15 protein-coding genes are annotated in these 19,847 nt (G+C 39.6%); 7 read left to right on the forward strand and 8 right to left on the reverse strand.

Translation table 11 applies throughout. The features are described from left to right. Positions 1–43 precede the first annotated feature (43 nt). The 3 genes from minC to AC2SLP_RS10575 form a co-directional block, all read right to left on the reverse strand. Complete coding sequence (gene minC, locus AC2SLP_RS10565; protein WP_486536633.1) at positions 44–844, reverse strand: septum site-determining protein MinC; 801 nt, start codon at positions 842–844, stop codon at positions 44–46. Between the two features lie 122 nt (positions 845–966). Then, positions 967–2,049: a hypothetical protein gene (locus tag AC2SLP_RS10570; protein ID WP_486536634.1), complete on the reverse strand. Its 1,083-nt coding sequence runs from the start codon at positions 2,047–2,049 to the stop codon at positions 967–969. Positions 2,050–2,205: 156 nt separating this feature from the next. Next, positions 2,206–3,159, reverse strand: coding sequence for an acyltransferase (locus AC2SLP_RS10575; RefSeq protein WP_486536635.1), 954 nt, complete (start codon positions 3,157–3,159; stop codon positions 2,206–2,208). A 668-nt stretch (positions 3,160–3,827) separates the two neighbouring features. On the opposite strand from AC2SLP_RS10575, the gene AC2SLP_RS10580 reads away from it, so the two are divergent. From AC2SLP_RS10580 to AC2SLP_RS10605, 6 genes are all read left to right on the forward strand, one after another. Then, the gene (locus tag AC2SLP_RS10580; protein ID WP_486536636.1) at positions 3,828–4,481 is read left to right on the forward strand and encodes a YiaD family glycine zipper/OmpA-like lipoprotein; all 654 of its coding nucleotides are present in this window, start codon (positions 3,828–3,830) and stop codon (positions 4,479–4,481) included. 342 nt (positions 4,482–4,823) lie between these two features. Continuing rightward, entirely contained in the window at positions 4,824–6,284 is a 1,461-nt protein-coding gene (locus AC2SLP_RS10585; protein WP_486536637.1) for an imelysin family protein, read from the forward strand. A gap of 282 nt (positions 6,285–6,566) precedes the next feature. Continuing rightward, positions 6,567–8,219 carry a di-heme oxidoreductase family protein gene (locus AC2SLP_RS10590; RefSeq protein WP_486536638.1) on the forward strand — a complete coding sequence of 551 codons (1,653 nt, stop codon included), beginning with the start codon at positions 6,567–6,569 and terminating at the stop codon, positions 8,217–8,219. Between the two features lie 163 nt (positions 8,220–8,382). Beyond that, positions 8,383–9,513: an imelysin family protein gene (locus tag AC2SLP_RS10595; protein ID WP_486536639.1), complete on the forward strand. Its 1,131-nt coding sequence runs from the start codon at positions 8,383–8,385 to the stop codon at positions 9,511–9,513. After that, positions 9,513–10,919: a DUF1513 domain-containing protein gene (locus AC2SLP_RS10600; RefSeq protein WP_486536640.1), complete on the forward strand. Its 1,407-nt coding sequence runs from the start codon at positions 9,513–9,515 to the stop codon at positions 10,917–10,919. Before AC2SLP_RS10595 ends, AC2SLP_RS10600 begins: the two co-directional genes overlap by 1 nt. Beyond that, positions 10,909–11,616 (forward strand): M48 family metallopeptidase, encoded by a 708-nt coding sequence (locus AC2SLP_RS10605; protein ID WP_486536641.1) that lies wholly within the window; start codon positions 10,909–10,911, stop codon positions 11,614–11,616. Before AC2SLP_RS10600 ends, AC2SLP_RS10605 begins: the two co-directional genes overlap by 11 nt. A gap of 24 nt (positions 11,617–11,640) precedes the next feature. Here AC2SLP_RS10605 and AC2SLP_RS10610 read toward each other — a convergent pair whose 3' ends face one another. Both AC2SLP_RS10610 and AC2SLP_RS10615 read right to left on the reverse strand, forming a co-directional pair. Continuing rightward, positions 11,641–12,375: an HD domain-containing protein gene (locus tag AC2SLP_RS10610; protein WP_486536642.1), complete on the reverse strand. Its 735-nt coding sequence runs from the start codon at positions 12,373–12,375 to the stop codon at positions 11,641–11,643. Positions 12,376–12,453: 78 nt separating this feature from the next. Beyond that, complete coding sequence (locus AC2SLP_RS10615) at positions 12,454–13,365, reverse strand: hydrogen peroxide-inducible genes activator (RefSeq protein WP_486536643.1); 912 nt, start codon at positions 13,363–13,365, stop codon at positions 12,454–12,456. Positions 13,366–13,917: 552 nt separating this feature from the next. Between AC2SLP_RS10615 and ahpC the strand changes: the two genes are divergently transcribed. Next, positions 13,918–14,484, forward strand: coding sequence for an alkyl hydroperoxide reductase subunit C (ahpC, locus tag AC2SLP_RS10620; RefSeq protein WP_486536644.1), 567 nt, complete (start codon positions 13,918–13,920; stop codon positions 14,482–14,484). A gap of 145 nt (positions 14,485–14,629) precedes the next feature. Here ahpC and AC2SLP_RS10625 read toward each other — a convergent pair whose 3' ends face one another. From AC2SLP_RS10625 to thrS, 3 genes are all read right to left on the reverse strand, one after another. After that, the gene (locus tag AC2SLP_RS10625; RefSeq protein ID WP_486536645.1) at positions 14,630–15,886 is read right to left on the reverse strand and encodes a toxic anion resistance protein; all 1,257 of its coding nucleotides are present in this window, start codon (positions 15,884–15,886) and stop codon (positions 14,630–14,632) included. A gap of 429 nt (positions 15,887–16,315) precedes the next feature. After that, on the reverse strand, positions 16,316–16,819 hold the full coding sequence (infC, locus tag AC2SLP_RS10630; protein WP_007395847.1) for a translation initiation factor IF-3: 504 nt from the start codon (positions 16,817–16,819) through the stop codon (positions 16,316–16,318). Between the two features lie 23 nt (positions 16,820–16,842). Then, positions 16,843–18,777, reverse strand: a complete 1,935-nt coding sequence (gene thrS / locus AC2SLP_RS10635; protein ID WP_486536646.1) for a threonine--tRNA ligase — start codon at positions 18,775–18,777, stop codon at positions 16,843–16,845. Between the last annotated feature and the right edge of the window lie 1,070 nt (positions 18,778–19,847).

Consider the following 19,847-nt stretch of genomic DNA (forward strand, 5'->3'; position numbering starts at 1 on the left):
TGTAATTATGTTCCAAACCACTGTTTGTGATGAGTAAGGTCGCCTAGGCGTCATTCATAATTTGAAAAACGAGACCTTGGCCTTCGACATATTTGACCTGAACGGACTTATCTAGCATTTCTTCAGGAATGCTGTCGCGTAAACAGTAAGTACCTGCAACAGAGACTAAAGAGGGATTAAAGCGTTGACAAAAAATTCGCGCATCTTTATCGCCTGTTGCACCCGCTACTAAACGACCACTGGCACGGCCATAAATATGCAGGTTGTTGTCAGTGATAACTTCAGCACCGCTATTCACACTATTGGTTAGGATTAAATCACCGCCAACATGATTGATGCTTTGTCCTGAGCGCAGCATCTGATCATAGATCATGCTAACCAGCTCATCGCAGTGGGATAAATCAACAACTTCAGTAGCAATGTTATCAGTGTTGTCAGGCTCTAAATTCTTTGGCTGCTTAGTTGAAGTATCCTGAGACTCGCTTTGGGTTTGTGAGGTTTGATCGTTTTGTGTAATCTTTTTGGTGGGGCGGATACGTTCAATACGTTTGCCATCACCAGGGAAGATGGCCAAACGTATTGCTTTTGCGTCATCATCTAATATGCCTGTAACTACCCCAATTGGCTGTAAACCCCATGACCAGAATAGCTCAACCAGCTCGGGTAGGTTTTGTTCGATATCACTTTCGATAATGACAGGTATCTGACTGTTTTTATTACTCAGCATGGATTGTAGACTGTTTTCAATATCGTCTAAGTCATTAGTCTGAAGGAATATACGCGAAAAAGTCAGCATCTTGCCAAACATTTTGATTGCAGGGGTAGCATCATTGACAGCTGTCATTAATAATCCTTTAAATTTGATATCAAACTACGGTTCGCTTTGGTTTATAAAGACAAGAGTATCAATATACGTATCATAGGTCTAGTCACAAAATTACTATTTTTTCAAAAACTTACAACCACTCAAAACCTCAGATGTTCATGATGTTTCCACTGCTGAACCTTAACTTGTTCTTCAAACGCAGTCAGACCATCGTCAATAATGCTCGATACCAGTGAGTCTAGCTCTGGATTTTCAAGATTGATATTAGCAATAGTACTCGCTATTTCATCCATGATGAGCTCAGTTATCTCAGGTTGAGTCAAGTGACCTAATGCCGCCTTGGTGGTTTGCTCAGCAATATTATGACTGATGGTATGCAATTGATTTTCTATCATGCTGCCAGCGATTGGAATAAGGCGCAAATAACGTCTTAATTCTGGAGTATTATCGAGTGCCTCTTCAATCGCTTCACCCATTTTTGACGACAATTCATCTGCAGCTTTGCCATTGCCTAATTGCTGAATATGCTGGGACACTTCTTGCTTTAACATGGAGGAAATCATGGCTTGAATCTTGGGACGATTTTTATTAAATGTCTCCTCAATAAAACGCTGATTGGCCTGTTCATCCGCAAATTGCTGACGAAGGTTACCTGTTGCAGTCAAAATCACCCGATCAGATAATTCTTCAAAAACAACATCATAATAAAACATGCCTTTTTCAATCCATTTCTGCGGCAATACCTTATAGCCTAGCTGATAGAGTTTTCGGCCGATAAAAAAGGCACGCAATAGCCGTAAAGCTCTAAGCTGTGGAAAGCAGCCTAGCACTTCATACCAGTGTGCGAATGGAAAGAAGAACCAACGGGAATAATCTTTACGAATGATAGACAGTAGCCAGCGCAATGTCAGCTCGACAATCAAAAATATAGTAAAAAAGCCGCCTAACACCCGTAGCGGATTATGCAAATGATCAACATAATAAGTTAAATAAGAGGTCAGGTTGAGCCACTCAGCAACCTGCGCCATAAACTTACTCATCAAGAGCAAATCAAGACTTATGATAAATAAATCAATGACAATCACGATGAGCATGATGATGTCATACAGTAGTGACAGCTTAACCGCTGTTTTACTTCTTAAAGGCGGTTGCTCATTATGATTGCCCTCAGATAAGCTAGTTGTTAGGTGTGGGTCATTAATAGGGGTGTTCGGATCGCCCATACGGTTACTTAACCTTGTAATTTAAAGTTCATTCTTAATTTAATAACAGTCTAATGATAAAACGAAATCTATTTTAGAATGCCCATTGACCCTTAGCAAGCTCAGTGTGAATACTAGCAGACTTATGGTACTAGCAAGATTACGATACTAGCTGGCTTACAATATTGCCGAATTCTCAAAATCTGCTTTCATTTGTGCAATTAACTTATCTTTTTCTGTCCATAGCTCATCAAGCCAGCTATACATCATTTGTTTAATAGAGTCATCGTTATTATAATCACCATCCTCAATCGCTTTAAATAGCTCTTGTGGGATTTCAATGCGTCTTAAATTAATGCCTAGCCGTTTTATATTACCTTTCCACAAATCGGTGTAAGAAGGATTGCCATCTGGATAGACAATGGTCATGTCTAAAATACCATCTATCTGAGGACCTAGGGCTTGGATAGCAAGAGATATGCCACCTGCTCTTGGTTTTAATAAGTGCTTAAAAGGGGAGTTTTGCGCTTTGCTTTTAGCAGGCGTATAGCGAGTTCCTTCGAGGTAGTTTAATAGAGCAAAGGGTTTGTCTTTTAACAACTCGCAAGCACGTTTTGCTTCTAAGATGTCCCGATCTTTTAAGCTTGGATTTTCAGCGATTTCTTTTTTAGTATGCCGCTTCATCATGGGAAAGTCTAAAAAATAAAATGCTTGTCCAATAAATGGAATATAAATCAGATTATATTTGGTAAAAAAGCGGGTTAGAGGCAGACGGTCTTGACTAATGTACTGAATAATACTGGTATCTACCCACGTTAAATGATTACTGATTAACAAATATTGTTTGTCTTCGGATAAATCATCAGGCATCTCAATACGCCAATCTTTTTCAGGCAAAACGTTATCGATGAGCTTGTTGTTAGTTTGGATCCAATGCTTAGCTATTTTTATGACCGTTTTGTCAGCAACGCTAACCCCCGTCGCAACTTTGGTCATTCCCATTAGCCATAACGGTAAACCAACAACTAGGGTGTTAGCACCAATCACACCTGCTGCCGTAGCAAAAGATGTCGCTTTACCTAATAAGGGTGCTTTGTTATGTAGACGTTGATAGATTTTTTTAATTTTCATAGGTCACCGCAGTAGTCAGTTTGAAGATGGAGAATAAATGGGATAGAGGGTTGAATAATGATTAAAAGTTATTATAAATTACTATTTTTAAGGTTTGATTCTTATTGTTAAAACTATCAATTCACGTGGGGTTAAGTTTAGCAAATAAGTTATAAGCTATTAAATGATATAAATAACGATTGTTATTAGTTTACAATTGTAAACCAAGGGTTGATAAAATAACAATCATTTATATTAGTCATCTTTTAATTATAATTTCTTTTAAACTGTTTTTAACTCATTAAAAACATTGCGATAAACACTATTGATAACTCTTTATTCTTAAATTTAGGTTGACCCAGTCTAAATATAGCTAATACAGCAAACCCACAAATTATTACACATAGACAAATATCAATAGGCATAATAATTAATGAATTATTTGTAAGATTTTATATAAATACTTTCTATATCTATGATTAAGTATATACGATCTAGTTATCAAGACTTTTACAATAACATCATTATTTTAGACAACAACATTGAACAACACTACGTTTAGTTTGATTTGTCAAATTTAGAAATAAGTGATGATTTACAATAAACGAGCTTGCATAACTTTTTATAAAGTTAGATTTAGTTAGATTTAGAAAGTTAAGTAAATTAACTATTATTAAGGACTCATAATTATGAAAAATAAATTAATGATTGCTACTTTAGCTTCTGGTCTTGCACTAGCAGGTTGTACAACTGATCCAAATACAGGCGAACAACGTATAAATAAAGGTGTATTGGGTGCATTGGGCGGCGCAGCTGCTGGTGCAGGTATTTCTAAAGCAACTGGTGGCGAAAAAACAGGTCGTGATGCTGCTATTGGCGCTGTACTTGGTGGCGCTGTTGGTACATACATGGAAAGACAGCAAAGACAACTTGAGCAGGATATGGCGGGTACTGGTGTCGAAGTAGAGCATGATGGTCAAGGTAATATTGACTTAATTATGCCAGGTAATATTACCTTTGCTCACGATAGCACGAATATTAACGGTTCATTTTATAATACCCTTAACAAACTTTCTAATACATTAAACGAGTATAACCAAACTACCGTTACCGTAATGGGTCATACAGATAGTACTGGTAACCCATCTTATAACCAAGATTTATCACAGCGCCGTGCACAATCTGTGGCTAACTACTTGATGAATCAAGGTGTGTCACGTAGCCGCATCCAAACTATGGGCTTTGGTCAAAATCAACCAATCGCTTCTAACAGTACTGCGGACGGTAGAATGCAGAATCGCCGTGTTGAAATTAAATTAAATGCGCCACAAAACTTAAGATAATTTTAACATTGGTTAATACTTATAATTTCAGTATATTTCAATACCCATTCTAAAAGCTATGTTTAGTTTAGCTTAAGATTAGGCTTAGTTCATATTGAGCTGTTGAGCCATAGTTAACAGATATATTTTAGTTATATTTTGAAATGTACTGGTTTTAAACAAAATTGTTATAGTAAATATGAGTCAATAAAAAGACCAGCTTTCTGCTGGTCTTTTTTTATGTTAAATTTTTATTGATAATGGTTATCAATAAGATTATACTTCTCATAACCATTAAAACATTATGGGCTTATAAATAGCTTTTTCCTACAACCGAGAATAGTACACAAAAGAGAATAGTATATGGCATCAACAATTTCAAAACCTATGATCAGATCAAAATTAGCAACAGCAATACTATTAGCATTGCTTGGACCATTCGCTTTATCAAGCTGTACTAAATCGGATGAGAAAGAAGCCACGACAGTCACTGAAACGGCTGATGTCACCTCTTATACCGAAACTACAGCGACTACTGCTAATGATTATGATAAAGCCTCAGTAGAAAAGTTGTTGATCAGTTATGCTGATATGGCTCAAGCAGGTTATGAAGATTCATTGAGTGAAGCCAAAGAGTTACAAGCTGCGATTGATGCCTTTGTAGCAGCACCGACAGAAGCTAATTTGTCTGCTGCTAAAGCTGCATACAAAGCTGCTCGTCAGCCATATTCTCAGACCGAAGTTTTTCGTTTTGATGAAGGGTTTGTTAGTGAAAACGATAACCGTGTTATAGGTAGCGTTGATGGCTGGGAAGGTCAAGTTAATGCCTGGCCACTCGATGAAGCGCTAATTGATTATGTGTCTGATGACTATGCTGGCGAGTATAATAGCAAAGATAATATCATTAATTCAGATGTTCTCACTGTCGGTAGTATTGAGCAAGACACCACCAATTTAACCCCTGAAATGTTAGCTGAAATGAATGAGATTGGCGGTAGTGAAGCTAATGTCACCACTGGTTATCATGCTATAGAGTTTCTGCTTTGGGGCCAAGATACAAATGGTGTTGGTGAAGGGGCAGGTAATAGACCAGTTACTGACTATATGACAGATGAGAACTGTACAAGTGGCGAAGGCAATTCTGTTGATCCTGCTATTTGTCAAAAGCGTGGCGCGTATTTACAAGCCGCCGCACAGCTTTTAGTAAATGACTTAGAAGACATGGTGGCTGAATGGCAGCCAAATTCTGAAAATACCTTACGTAGTGATTTAATGGCACGTGGCGGCGATAATGCAGTTCGTCAACTATTTTATCAAATGGGTAGCCTCGCTTTAGGTGAACTTGCGTCAGAGCGTATGCAGGTAGCTTTTGTCACAGGGTCAACAGAAGATGAGCACGAATGCTTTAGTGATTTAACGCATTTAAGCTATGCCAATAATGCTCGTGGTATTGATAATATATTCCATGGTCAATACCAAACTGTTTCTGGTGATAATGTTGGCGGCTATGGCATTAAACAATTCTTGATAGATGCAGGTGAATCTGAGTCTGCACAGAACCTAGAAGCTGAGTTTGATAAAGTAGAGTCAAGCTTTAGTACTATTGTTGATCAAGCAGAAAACAATGGCATTAAAGTGGATCAAATGATTGCGACAGGTAGTCAAGCAGCGACAATGAATGTCTCAGCAGATGAGCAAGCCACTCGCCGTGCATGGATTGAATCCGCTATTAATGATCTCAAATCATTAACAGGAGCGCTCGAGGAAGCTGCTAAATCAATTGGTATTGATAATCTAGATGCTGATACAGGGTCACAGTTTTAATCGTATAGTTTTAATAGTATTTTAAAATTTAAGTATTTATAAATAGATAATAAATGAAACAACAGCGTTGATAATCGTTTATTAACTAAAGTTTGAAGAAAAGAATGGATAGATTTTATAGTTATCCTAGGAGTAATGGTTCTAGGATACACATTGAGTTTAAGTGAATATAAGACACGTTACCAGTGTATAGCTGGTAACGTTTTTTTGTTTAGTAAACTGTGCATAACTGACTAATGCTCATAACCCACTAATTAGTTACGCTGTATAAAGGGCAACAAAATGACATATCCTCATAGCGAGCATCATCGAAATGAGCACCAAGCAAGTGATAGTGACGCATCAAAAGTGTCTGTAAAGCGATGTTCAAACAAAACGTTATTAGCATTGTCAGTGATGGTCTTAATTGGCTGTCAGCCCAGTGAAGACACAAATATTGCTAAGCAAGAAATTAATAAGACTGAAAATAGCATGAGCGATATGCAGCAGCAGATTGAGTCACTTGCAGGTGTCCCTTATGATCAGCTTGTGGATTTTGATCCACAAGAGATCAAACAAGGCGGCGATACCGGAATCAATATAACCTCAACTGAAAGCTACTCCAAGCCATCTTCAAATATTACTCCGTCACGTAAAGGTGACTTCTTCATTGGGAATGCATTTTTTAAACAGCCTTGGGTAGTCGCACCTTCAAGCACAGATAGTCGCGATGGCCTTGGTGCTTTATTTAATGTAGCCGCTTGTCAATCGTGTCATATTAAAGACGGTCGCGGGCATGCGCCTATCAATGCAGAAGATAGCGCAGACAGTTTGCTGATACGCTTAGCTATGCCAGCTACCACCTCTGAGCTTCAACAAGCGCTGCAAAACTCTGAAATTGAAAAAGTACCCCACCCCGTATATGGTGGACAACTACAAGATCGAGGTATCCAAGGCGTGCCAGCTGAAGCTAAAATAGCTGTAACCTGGCATGATGAATCAGTTACATTCGACGATGGTCATGTGGTGACGCTACGTCGACCAGATCTTCAATTAAAAAATTCTGGCTATGGCGCCTTTGATGATGCGCTTATGGTGTCGCCAAGAGTTGCACTGCCTATGATTGGCCTAGGACTACTTGAGTACATACCTGGTGAGGCAATTAAAGGTCAGGCGGATGAAATTGACGGAAATAAAGACGGCATAAGTGGTAAATATAATGTGGTTATTGACCCTCAGACAGGTCAAAAAGCATTGGGACGATTTGGCTGGAAAGCGGGTCAAACCCGTCTGCTGACCCAGAATATGAGTGCTTTTAATGAGGATATGGGGCTGACATCACGTATCCGGCCCATAGAGTCTTGCACCAAAAACCAACCTGAATGCTTAGCTGCGCCTACCGGTGCAGATGATCAAGGTGATGGAAAGTCACCGGTTGAAGTTAGTGATGAAGTCGCAAGATTTGTCGAATTTTATACCAAAAATTTAGCAGTCCCGAACCGGCGCAATGCAGATGATAAAACCGTTTTAGCGGGTAAAAAACACTTTTATGACATGGGGTGTCAGGAGTGTCATACACCGCGTTATCAGTTACCTACAGGTCAAGATGATAATTTAGAGCAGCATGGTCAGGTCATTTATCCTTATACCGATTTACTGCTACATGATATGGGTGAGGACTTAGCGGATCGTACTATTTCAGGAAAAGTTGCACCAAAAGATATGCAAGTGGAGTTTTTGGCAACGTCTCATGAGTGGCGCACGCCTGCTTTGTGGGGCATTGGTTTGGCTAAAACCGTCGACTCTCAAGCAACTTTTTTGCACGATGGACGTGCACGGACGCTTATGGAAGCGGTATTATGGCATGGCGGTGAGGCTGAGCCTCATAAGCAACAAGTATTAAGCCTAGATGAACAAGGCCGCAGTGAATTAGAAGCGTTCTTACAGTCATTATAGTTTTTAAATCCATATAAATTAAGAACAGTAATCGCTGCTAATATCATTATTCGCTAATCAAAAAATATGTGCTGACTTTAATATTAGGGTCTGTTGAACATTCAAATATCAGACAACTTATTGAGCTTAATGACTAAACAATATCGATAACTTTGGAAATATTATGAAAAAACATCAACTGGCTGCGATGCTTCTATCTGCTGTAAGTGCAGGCGTGCTAATCAGCTGTAGCAAACCAAACGATGACGTACAAAATACAGCGACTGATTCTGAGTCTAAGGAGAAGCTTGTATCTGAAGCGTCAGACAAGAGTAATCAGGTTCAGGCGATTGATATAGCGCCAGATACTGCCGAGCAGTACGCCAAACATGTTACAGATACTCAAATAGTAAACGTTTATAAAGATGTGGTCGCTCAAAGCCGTAAGCTTAATGAGCTGGCTATCAAACAGTGTGCAACTAGCAGTACAGTGGAGCAACAGTCGTTGCAACAGCTTAGAGAGCAATGGCTATATCTTGCAAAAGCTTGGGCGCGTGCTGAGATTGTAAACTTTGGCCCTGCAATGGATAGCATGAGCAATCTTTATATTAATTATTACCCTGATGAGCGTGGGCTTGTCCATCAAGGGGTGATCGATTTAATAGAGGCTAACCCAGGTCTAACAGCTAAGCAGTTGGCATCTGAAAGTGCTATTGTACAAGGTATTCCAGGGTTAGAAGAGGTGCTTTATAGTAATGATACATTAAATGAAGCACAGTGTCAGTACGTGCAGAGCGCTAGTGAAGCACTTACCATCCGTTTAGAAAGCGTATTACAAGCTTGGGAAGAGCAACCTGAACTGTTATTAGGCATACAAGAAGGTAGTCATAAAAAGGGGATGAATTATTGGATTAATTCTATCTTATCATTGGTAGAAACCACCAAAAGTAGATCGCTGGATCAACCGCTTGGCTTAACAGGTAATAAAAAAGGACATCTTCCCGCCCAAGCTGCAGGTCAAAGTCGAGAGATTATTACCGCTAAGGTAGCGGCGTTGAATAAAGCACTGACTGACGTTAAGCTTGTTACTATTTTAAATGAAGGCGGACAAGACACCGTGGCTGATGAGTTATCTACCGTCTTAGCAGAAACGTCTGCTTTATTAGCGCAAATGCCAGAAGATATTGCTACTGACACACCAGATAATCAAAAAACTTTATATGATAAGCTAACTAAGCTTACTCAAGTTATAAAACACCAATTAATGCCAGCGCTTGGGGTACAAGTAGGGTTCAACAGTACGGATGGCGATTAATGATGCGTATTGATACTAATGTGATTAAAGCCAGCGCTAAAACATTGGTGCTATCTAGTCTAGGCACAATTGCTTTAGTGGGTGCGCATCACTTGGGACGAAAGCAGTATAATCCCGATGTCAGTCTACTTGATTACCTACAGGGCGTTAAGCATAAGCTGGGTATGAATGAAGCGTCTGAGTTTCAGGTGTTTGATCACGCTAATAAACATCCATACCACCAGTCAGTCTCCTCTAATCCACCTTCTATTAAATTACCTGACTGGATAAGTGGGGTTGCTGATATAGAGACCAATGACTTTGCTGTGGTTGCAATTAATGATGCACGTCAAATTATTTGGCAAACCACGATGCCCGAGCGTGTTCATGATATATTGATCCAGCCAAAACCTAAGTCAAAGCCACAGCTGACTGGATCCGTATTGAATCAAAATCGTCATGTCGCAGTGATGGGGCGTCGACCGAGTGAGTGTTTTTGGATATTAGATGTTCAAACAGGAGATATTATTCATCGTATCTTGGCACAAAAAGACCGACATTTTTATGGTCATGCCTGTTATACCATGGCAGGGGACTTGTTGTACGTCACTGAGAATAATACCACCGATTTTAGTGGTGTTATTGGTGTCTATGATGTGCAAGAATATTACCGCAAGGTTGATGAGTTTGCAGCGCATGGTATCGGGTCACATGAGCTTTTGATGCATACAGACGGCGAAACTCTGGTTATTGCTAATGGCGGTATCAAAACAGAAAGAGCTTCTCGTGAAGAGCTAAACTTGGACAGTATGCAGCCATCGCTGGTTTATCTAAATCGCCATAACGGTGAGTTGCTAGAACAAATATACCCAGAACATAATCAGATGAGTGTGCGTCATTTAGCAATGCATGAAGATGGCACTGTGATAGTGGCCATACAGTTTCAAGGTGAACGCTATCTTAGTGTGCCTATGGTATTGACTCATCGACGCGGCGAGGCTGAGCTAAATCCATTGCAGATACCTACTACGGATAACAAAGGTTGGCATCGATTCCATCACTATATCGCCAGTGTCGCAGTAGAATCGACTGCTAATCTTGTTTGCGTAACCAGTCCGATAGGTGGCTGTGCGGCTATTTTTGACTTGAGCACTCGACAGTTGGTTGATGAAACAGACTTAGCAGATTGTGCAGGGGTTGCTGTTTTTGATATGAATAAAGATGAGACGGTGGATAAAAATACACCTTGCTTTTTAGTTAGTGATGGGCAGGGGTATTTAACGCAGTTAAGCTGTGATATGTCGGCAAAAGCCCCTAGTATCCAAGCAGATAAAGTTCATCAACCTTACGCTTTTGATAATCATCTCAATACTGTACTAAGCTTGAGCGCTATTAGCCGAAAAAAAACGGAAAGTCATGATATTTAATCAAAAGCCGAAGCATACAAGTCCTCTTTCAAGTCATGAAGAAGCTGTATACAGCTCTTTGCTTGAGCTATTTGCTGAAGCAGGTATTGAGCTGACTATCACAAGAAAGCGAGTTAAAAATATTAACTTTAGGTTAAAGCCGCATCAGCTTTCGGTATCTGCACCGCACTATGTCAAAAATGTTGACATTATTCACTCATTAGCGCAGCGTGTGGACTGGGCTATTAATCAGCATGCGAAGCTACTCAAGCGTCAGAAAATGAAGCAGGAAAAAGGATTGGCACCAGCAAACAATAATGCAAATCCGATAATGCCAGTGAAACTGTGGGGCGAGACTCAAGGTCTGATTATGGGTGAGGAGGAGCGGCTGCGCTGGTATCGACATGAGCTTGATAATGTCATGCCCGCTTTGTTTAACAAGTGGCAACCTATCGTCGGTGCTTATGCCAATGAGATGCGCATTAAGAAGATGAAAACACGCTGGGGGAGCTGTAATACTCGAGCAAAGCGAGTTTGGTTGTCTGTCTATTTGCCTGCCTATCCTATTGAATGCACTGAGTATGTGATTGTGCATGAGCTGTGTCATCTGCATCAAGCCAATCACAGTCCTGCTTTTTGGGCGCATGTGAAGCGGTCTATGCCAGAATATAAACGCTGGCATGATATGCTAGCGGGTAAGTCGGGAGATGTTGATTAGCTTTCTTAGCTTTGCTCTTACATCTTAATGAGACAGCATTTCGATTTCGTGCTTTATATTATCACGTGCTTGTTGCTCATACTTATAATAAAAATCATCAGTAAAATACAACCGCTTTCTCTCTAAGAAGCTTTCAAGAACTGTCTTTCTACCCTTACTAAAATCATTATCATTCACATGGGCATATTCAAGCCGAACATACTCTGTGTAAGTATGGTAGTTAGACCAATCTATGCCCAAAATTGCTAAGTCCATATCTAAGAAATACTTAGCGTCTCTTTTAGAAACCTCTTTATGATTATCTTTATCTAACTGAGTGCCCACTCGATGTTTAGCCGTCATGATAATCAGCGATGCTACTTGGTCTATCAAGCTGATTGGTAATCGAGATTGTAAGGACTGCTTGAAATAGTCTGCACTTTTTTGTTCATTATCAGAACGAGTAGGGTCGTAGATGATGTCGTGATACCAAATAGCCAGTTCTACCGCATCAATGTTATTAATATTACTTTTATGAATATTTAAGTGATTTAGCAGTGACTCAATATGGGTCAGCGTATGATAATAACGGTGCTGCTCTGTATAGTGGTTTGATATCTCTTGCCACAGAGCTTGTATCCAAGTGTTTGACTTATCGTAGATTAAGGTGCGGTCACTCGACAGCGGTATTTCGAGCATCTTGAGTTGAGCTACTTGTGATATTAAAGTGGCAAAACGATGCTCAAGTTTATTACGAGTCATATCGCTTGAATTGATCATCGCTTTTGCCACCTTATATTTATATCTATAGTCGTGTTTTAAAGCTATAAGCGCACAAGAAAGGAGAGTAAGCTGGCACTAATGATTCTGCTTATAATCTGCCTCTAGCGCACTTTTGAATATCTGGCCTAACAAGTTCACATCATCGACACGAGCATAATTTAAACGAGTCACAAATGCGATACGGCGATGTGGGCCTGCCTCAGACAAAGGAACAGAGATTACTTCATTATTTTGGCGATGTACTTGTTTTAATGCCATTTCAGGGATTAACGTTGTTCCCATACCAGCCAATGCCATTTGAATCAATGTGTTTAAGCTTGCATCTGAGAAGTTTGATTTGAATTCATCGCGGTCGAATGAGCAGACAGACAAGGCTTGATCTGTCAAACAGTGTCCTTCTCCTAGTAGCATCAGGTTGGCATCGCCTAGCTGATCGGCACTAATATTTTTAAGCTTAGCAAGAGGATTATCTTTTGGAAATATCGCAAAGAAATCCTCTTGCCAAAATTCAAAAGTATGCAGCCCATCGACAGCATAAGGAAGAGCAATAATAGCCGTATCAATATGACCATAGCGAACCTGCTCCAAAAGACGCTCAGTTTGCTGCTCAATAACAGTTAAGCGAAAATTGGGATATTGCGCTTTTAATTCAGGCAGTATTTTGGGTAGTATATAAGGGGCAATGGTTGGAATCATACCGACTTTCATAGGGTATGCTAAGGGCGTTTGGTGGCTGTGCGCGCGCGTTGTTAAGTCATGTATTTCTGAGAACACACGCTGTGCACGGGTCAAAATCTCTTCACCAATAGGGGTAATCAATACCTGCTTATTATTACGTTCAAATATTTGTGTATCAAGCTGTTTTTCAAGCTCAGCGATACCTAAGCTGAGTGCTGACTGTGAAATATTGCACTCTTCAGCGGCACGTTTAAAGTGGCGGTGCTTGGCAACGGCGAGTGCAAACTCTAATTGTCTTAGTGTAATCATTTAAAATCTCTTATTGGTTTATTATTATTGTTCAAAGAGCTGAAATTGCTTAAAGGATATAAATCTCAATACGCTAAGCAGATTATAGCCGTAGTTCATAATCATAGCACGGCACATATAATGGCTAAGTCTTGAAAAGCAAGATAGTAGTGTCCATCTATAATTATAGAGCAGCTTGTTGGTTATGTGATTTTTAGTATTGTATTCGGTATGTACCCATTAGATTTTATGTTTTATAAAACAAAACATCAAGTTAAAAGGTTTAAACTATACTAAACATCTGCATTTGCTACAATCATAAATGTAGTTAGCCAGTACGCACGTTTTAATCTGATATCAATGATGATTACAAGCGGGTAATAGATAAATACTAAGATGTTTAATATAGTCGGTAGTGTTCAGGTTATGAAAAATAAATATGTAGCATTTATTGACTATAAAATTATGATAGGTTTAATGTTAATTAGTTATCATATTGGCGTATTAGGTTAAACTAGATTTAATAAGTAATAATAAAATTCACTTAAACCCACTTAAAAAGGAGCCGAAAAGATGGCATCTATTATTGATCAAGAAATCCCTGAGTTTTCAGCTGAAGCTTACGTTAATGGTGAGTTCAAAACTGTTACTTCTGACGATGTAAAAGGTAACTGGGCTATATTCATGTTCTATCCAGCAGACTTCACGTTTGTTTGCCCAACTGAACTTGAAGACATGGCAGCTCAGTATGAAGAGCTTAAAGGTCTAGGTGTAGAAGTATACTCAGTATCAACTGATACTCACTTCACTCACAAAGCATGGCATGATTCTTCAGAAGCGATCGGTAAAGTTCAGTTCCCAATGATTGGTGATCCAACGGGCCGTATCACTCGTGGCTTCAACGTCATGATCGAAGAATCTGGTCTTGCAGAGCGTGGTACGTTTGTTATAGATCCAGATGGTAAGATCCAAGTTGCTGAAATCCATGCTGGCGGTATCGGCCGTAGTGCAAAAGACTTAGTTCGTAAAGTGAAAGCTGCTCAGTACGTTCGTGAAAACGACGGTGAAGTATGTCCAGCTGCTTGGGAACAAGGTCAAGATACTCTTAAGCCAAGCTTAGATCTAGTAGGTAAAATCTAATTGAGCTTTATCTAATTTAATAGATAAATCGTTTTAGATTGAAAAGCCCCGCTATTAAGTTAGCGGGGCTTTTTTTGTTTCTCATTTTTTAACTTGAAGTAGAGCATAAGAGTTTAAACTTATACTTTTTTTGGATTTATATCCGCTATAGATCAACATCAACGGTATTAGAGTTGGTGCTGCTTTGATGAGTGATCTTCTTAGTATCGATTTCTTTAGATACCTCAAGCACTGTAGTCTGATTGGTTTTATCTAAGTATTTTTGAGCTTTATCAACCTCATGAGTGAGTGAGTCAACAGTGGTTTTCATACTATCTAGCGCTTTAACCTTATAGTCGCTTATCATATCCATGGTTTCATACACATTGTTAAAAGCGCTTTGTAGCTTATCAAGTTCGATAGTGCTATTGGAAGCCTGTTCATGAATTTCAGTCGATTGACGCTTCATCATCGCAGAGGTTGATTCAATCAGGCTGCTGGTCGTTTTGTTAAGCGCGCTGATTTGATCTAGTACCAGTTTTTGATTGGTCATGGCTTGAGCAACGACGACAGCTGTACGTAATGCAGAAACTGTGGTGGTGGTGGCACGATCGACACCTTTAATAAGCTCCAGATTGTTTTTGCGAATGGTATCTAAAGCCAGGTAACCTTGTACGTTAACCGCCAGTTGGGTTAAGAAGTCAGTATTTTTTTGACGCACATAAAACAGCATTTCTTCTTTAATAATACGGGCTTTTTCCGGGTCAGTCGCTTCAATCTCATAGACCTTTTGCTCTAATTGTTCATCAATATTTTTGCCTACATAAATGTATTGGCGCAACGACTGCATCAGGTTCCACATATTAACCTTCTCTTGCTCAATCATCGCATTGTCTTTGAGCAATTCATCTTTACCATTATAAAGACTGGTTACAACAGCGTTAATATGCGACTGTGACGACTCATACTGGCGGAAGTAGTCTTGTACTTTGTTGCCCATAGGAATCAGTCCAAACAGTTTACGCGAGCTGGTCAACTGTTTTTTGCTTGGGTCTAAGTCCTCAACGATACCGCGAAGCTCAGTTAATGACTTTGCGATAGGGGAGTTATCAAATAGACCTTTATCCAAGCTTTTAGCAGGTAACTCCAGCATGCGATTCGATACTTGAGCTGATTCACGAATCTCTTTATTACCCAAGTTGTGAATAGACTGTACGTTCTCTTTAAACTCGCTACTTTGAACGGGGTTAGTGAGAACATGATTAACAAAGGCATCTACCTTAGCGTCAAGCTCAGGTATCTGATTGGTATCAAGCTTAACCATCTGGTCCGCTTCACTAGTAGGAACTTCTTTAACGGGTTCAGGCGGTGTTAAGCTGATAGATGGGCTGCTGGCATTCTCTGGTGGTGTCAGTTCTTGCATAAAATATCCTTATCAATGATTAAAGTAAAGTTGTTGCTAAATTATAGGATTAATAGCCTCTTCTATGGAAGCTGTCGTATTTTAATAATCGAGATAAACCTCTTAATAGGTATTGGGATTTGTTTTCTTAGTAAATTAGATGGTACAAGAAACTGCGCATATATGGTATTAATTAAAAGTAAACAGACTTAACGGTAGCGTAAGCAACCTAAGTTTAGATTTAAGTTATCTTGTTAACAGGGTTAAGACAGCGTGCAATACTGTAAATATCACACAATATTTTGCTTAAACAAAAAACCACCAATCTGCTACTGCAAATTGGTGGTGCTATTTTGTTAACTATCATACCAGTAGGGCCTACCAAACGGTTATACCTTAGCAGTGGCGCAGACCTTATGACAAAGCCTATTGCTGAGTAATCAAATACGTTTACTTTTTACGTGTTGGGCCAAGTAGCATACCCATCTGACGGCCTTCCATTTTAGGATGCTGTTCGACATTTGATATCTCAGCGGTATCTTCAATGATACGCTCAAGCTGCTGACGACCAAGGTCTTGGTGAGCCATCTCACGCCCACGGAAACGAATCGTTACCTTAACCTTATCTTGATCTTCCAAGAAGCTGATAATTTTACGCAGTTTTACTTGGTAATCTGCTTCATCAGTACTTGGACGTAGCTTCATTTCTTTAAGCTGAGTTTGCTTCTGGTTTTTCTTAGCCTCTTTCGCCTTTTGTTTCTGGTCATACAAGTAACGCTTGTAGTCCATGATTTTACAAACAGGCGGTTTAGCGTCTGGTACTAATTCAACCAAATCTAGATTGTCATCACGAGCCGCTTTACGGGCAGTTTCAATATCAACAACACCCATCTGTTCGCCGTCTTCTTTGACTAGACGAACTTCTTTTTGCTGGATCTCTTCGTTGATGTTCAAACGGTTTGACTGTTTAATAGGTATTACTCCTCATCAGTTTTTGTTGTTAGTCGACCCTTTTGGTCAACTGCTTTTTTGACTAAATCAATAAAATCGGTCACAGACATCACGCCAAGGTTCTCGCCTTCACGAGTACGTACGTTTACTTGTCCTGACTCAACTTCTTTATCCCCTAATACTAGCATATAAGGGATACGTTCTAATGTTCTTTCTCGTATCTTAAATCCAATTTTTTCATTACGCAAGTCACTAATAGCACGTATGCCTGCATTTTTTAGCTCACTGACCACATTTTCGCAAGTAGGCGCTTGTTTATCAGTGATGTTCATGACCACAACTTGCTGCGGTGATAACCACACAGGCATCCAACCTGCATAATGCTCAATGAGCATACCAAGGAAGCGCTCAAACGAGCCTAAGATAGCGCGGTGCAACATGACAGGTGTGTCACGCTCGCCTTGCTCGTTAATGAACTCAGCTTTTAGGCGCGTTGGTAAGTTAAAGTCAAGCTGTAACGTACCGCACTGCCAAACACGGCCAATAGAGTCACGAAGACTAAATTCAATTTTAGGACCATAAAAAGCGCCTTCTCCCTCTTGAAGCTCCCACTCAAGACCTGCATCATCAAGGGCTTCAGCAAGTGATTTTTCAGCGGCATCCCAAAGCTCATCGGCACCAACACGCTTTTCAGGACGAGTAGATAGCTTCATCTCGATGTTATCGAAACCAAAGTCTTTATAAACATCAAGTGTTAGTTTGATAAAGTCAGATGCCTCTTTACCAATTTGTTCATTGGTACAAAAGATATGCGCATCATCTTGAGTAAAGCCGCGAACACGCATGATGCCGTGTAAAGCGCCAGAAGGCTCATTACGGTGGCATGAGCCAAACTCAGCCAAACGTAATGGCAAGTCGCGGTAAGACTTTAGGCCCTGATTAAACACTTGCACGTGACAAGGGCAGTTCATAGGCTTAATGGCGTAATCACGGTTTTCACTGTGGGTAGTAAACATATTTTCAGCATAGTTATCCCAGTGACCTGATTTCTCCCAAAGTGCTCTATCAACAACTTGTGGCGTCTTAATCTCAAGATAACCATTATCTTGCTGAATTTTACGCATATACTGCTCAAGCACTTGATACATAGTCCAGCCATTTGGATGCCAGAACACCATGCCCGGTGCTTGCTCTTGTAAATGGAACAAATCTAAAGCACGACCAATCTTACGATGGTCACGTTTTTCAGCTTCTTCAATACGCTGGATATAGGCTTTAAGCTCTTTCTTATCTGCCCACGCCGTGCCATAGATACGCTGAAGCTGCTCATTTTTAGCATCACCGCGCCAGTAAGCACCGCTCATTTTCATCAATTTAAATACTTTCAAAAAGCGGGTATTGGGTACGTGTGGGCCACGGCACATATCAACATATTCTTGATGGTGATATAAGCCCAGCTCTTTTTCCTCAGGCATATCTTCAATAAGCTTTAACTTATAATCTTCACCACGTTCTTCAAAGATTTTAATCGCTTCATCACGTGGGGTCATTTTTTTGATGACATCATAATTTTGTTTAATCAGCTCAGCCATACGCTTTTCAATGGCGGCCATATCATCTGGTGTAAATGGCTTTTCACTATATATATCGTAATAAAAACCATCATCAATAACTGGACCGATGACCATTTTCACGTTTGGATACAACTGTTTAACCGCATGACCTAATAAATGCGCAGTCGAATGGCGGATAATATCCAAGCCATCTTGCTCACGTGCGGTTACAATCTCAACCCTAGCGTCAGTCGTGATAGGATCACAGGCATCCACGAGTTTGCCATCCACACGTCCTGCAATTGTCGCTTTTGCAAGGCCTGGGCCAATACTTTCAGCGACCTGCATCACTGTTGTCGCACCGTCGAACTCTTTTACACTGCCATCAGGTAAAGTAATTGCAACCATAATCTCGAATCCAAATAATCTATAATGCAAATAAAGAAATGATCATAAAACACATATAATTGTGATGAAAACAATAAAGACAACCATTTAAACAAAAAAACCGACCTTAAAGCCAGTTTATAAGTCGTCATTCATCCTATTATAAACGATTTTTTGTCCGTTTTTATAGCTATTCCTGCTTTTCGCTACTATCTACATAAGTGAATAACGCGATGGCTAACATTTGGCAAGTCTCTTGCTTCGCGAGCCTAGCCAAACTAAGCCATCGTACCTCGTTCACTCATGTAGTATATCCGCTGCAATCAGGGCTAGCGGTGGCATCAGAGTTTTTTATATAGTGTCATCGTAGTTAACCATCACAGGCCAACTATCGAGTCTTAGCTAATATCTCCTTTGATATAGATCCTATTTAATACTTATAATATATATAGCATGTGAAATAGCACATTAAATACTACATGATGCTTAATAGCTAAGCCAAATAGGAAGAAGTGAGAGGTAAGAAGTATAGGGCGATAGGATAATGCACAATGAATAAAAGCCTAATAAAATTAAGCATCAATCAACCTATTGACCCTAACCTATTGACCAGAGAAATAAACCCTATATACTAGCCACCTGTTAAGAGAAAAACCTAATTGGTACATCTAAAATTTGTATTAAAACAAAGGTTTAGCTGAGAGTGGGTGCGAGGTATTTTAAGCAAGGTTAGATACAACAAACCAAAAATAAATCAATTCATACCCTTGACAGCAGATACAAACCGCGTATAATACGCACCTCATCAGGACAACATGAACTAAGTCAGATAGACATAGAGAAAAATGTTTTGATAAAGAATAAAATAAAGCTTGACAGAATATATAATAATTTATATACTAGACGGCTCGCTACTAAAGCTTACAGCACTTCAAATTGAAGAGGCTAATAACTTTATAGCACAACTAGTCTTGGACGACAAGCTAGTCATTATTTAAAAGCTAGAACTAAAGAACAACTTGTGTGGATTTTTGCTGATTAAGAATGCTAAAAATGAAGTTGGGATTGTTTGTATCTATTAATAGGTATGG

Source organism: Psychrobacter sp. CX21 (assembly GCF_057396255.1).

What these genes read in the sequence shown, in the direction of transcription:
- AC2SLP_RS10605 (WP_486536641.1), top strand. Translation starts at nt 10,909, where the DNA reads ATGATATTTAATCAAAAGCCGAAGCATACAAGTCCTCTTTCAAGTCAT.
- minC (WP_486536633.1), bottom strand. Translation starts at nt 844, where the DNA reads ATGACAGCTGTCAATGATGCTACCCCTGCAATCAAAATGTTTGGCAAG.
- AC2SLP_RS10625 (WP_486536645.1), bottom strand. Translation starts at nt 15,886, where the DNA reads ATGCAAGAACTGACACCACCAGAGAATGCCAGCAGCCCATCTATCAGC.
- ahpC (WP_486536644.1), top strand. Translation starts at nt 13,918, where the DNA reads ATGGCATCTATTATTGATCAAGAAATCCCTGAGTTTTCAGCTGAAGCT.
- AC2SLP_RS10600 (WP_486536640.1), top strand. Translation starts at nt 9,513, where the DNA reads ATGATGCGTATTGATACTAATGTGATTAAAGCCAGCGCTAAAACATTG.
- AC2SLP_RS10595 (WP_486536639.1), top strand. Translation starts at nt 8,383, where the DNA reads ATGAAAAAACATCAACTGGCTGCGATGCTTCTATCTGCTGTAAGTGCA.
- AC2SLP_RS10570 (WP_486536634.1), bottom strand. Translation starts at nt 2,049, where the DNA reads ATGGGCGATCCGAACACCCCTATTAATGACCCACACCTAACAACTAGC.
- AC2SLP_RS10585 (WP_486536637.1), top strand. Translation starts at nt 4,824, where the DNA reads ATGGCATCAACAATTTCAAAACCTATGATCAGATCAAAATTAGCAACA.
- AC2SLP_RS10615 (WP_486536643.1), bottom strand. Translation starts at nt 13,365, where the DNA reads ATGATTACACTAAGACAATTAGAGTTTGCACTCGCCGTTGCCAAGCAC.
- AC2SLP_RS10575 (WP_486536635.1), bottom strand. Translation starts at nt 3,159, where the DNA reads ATGAAAATTAAAAAAATCTATCAACGTCTACATAACAAAGCACCCTTA.
- AC2SLP_RS10590 (WP_486536638.1), top strand. Translation starts at nt 6,567, where the DNA reads ATGACATATCCTCATAGCGAGCATCATCGAAATGAGCACCAAGCAAGT.
- thrS (WP_486536646.1), bottom strand. Translation starts at nt 18,777, where the DNA reads ATGGTTGCAATTACTTTACCTGATGGCAGTGTAAAAGAGTTCGACGGT.
- AC2SLP_RS10580 (WP_486536636.1), top strand. Translation starts at nt 3,828, where the DNA reads ATGAAAAATAAATTAATGATTGCTACTTTAGCTTCTGGTCTTGCACTA.
- AC2SLP_RS10610 (WP_486536642.1), bottom strand. Translation starts at nt 12,375, where the DNA reads ATGATCAATTCAAGCGATATGACTCGTAATAAACTTGAGCATCGTTTT.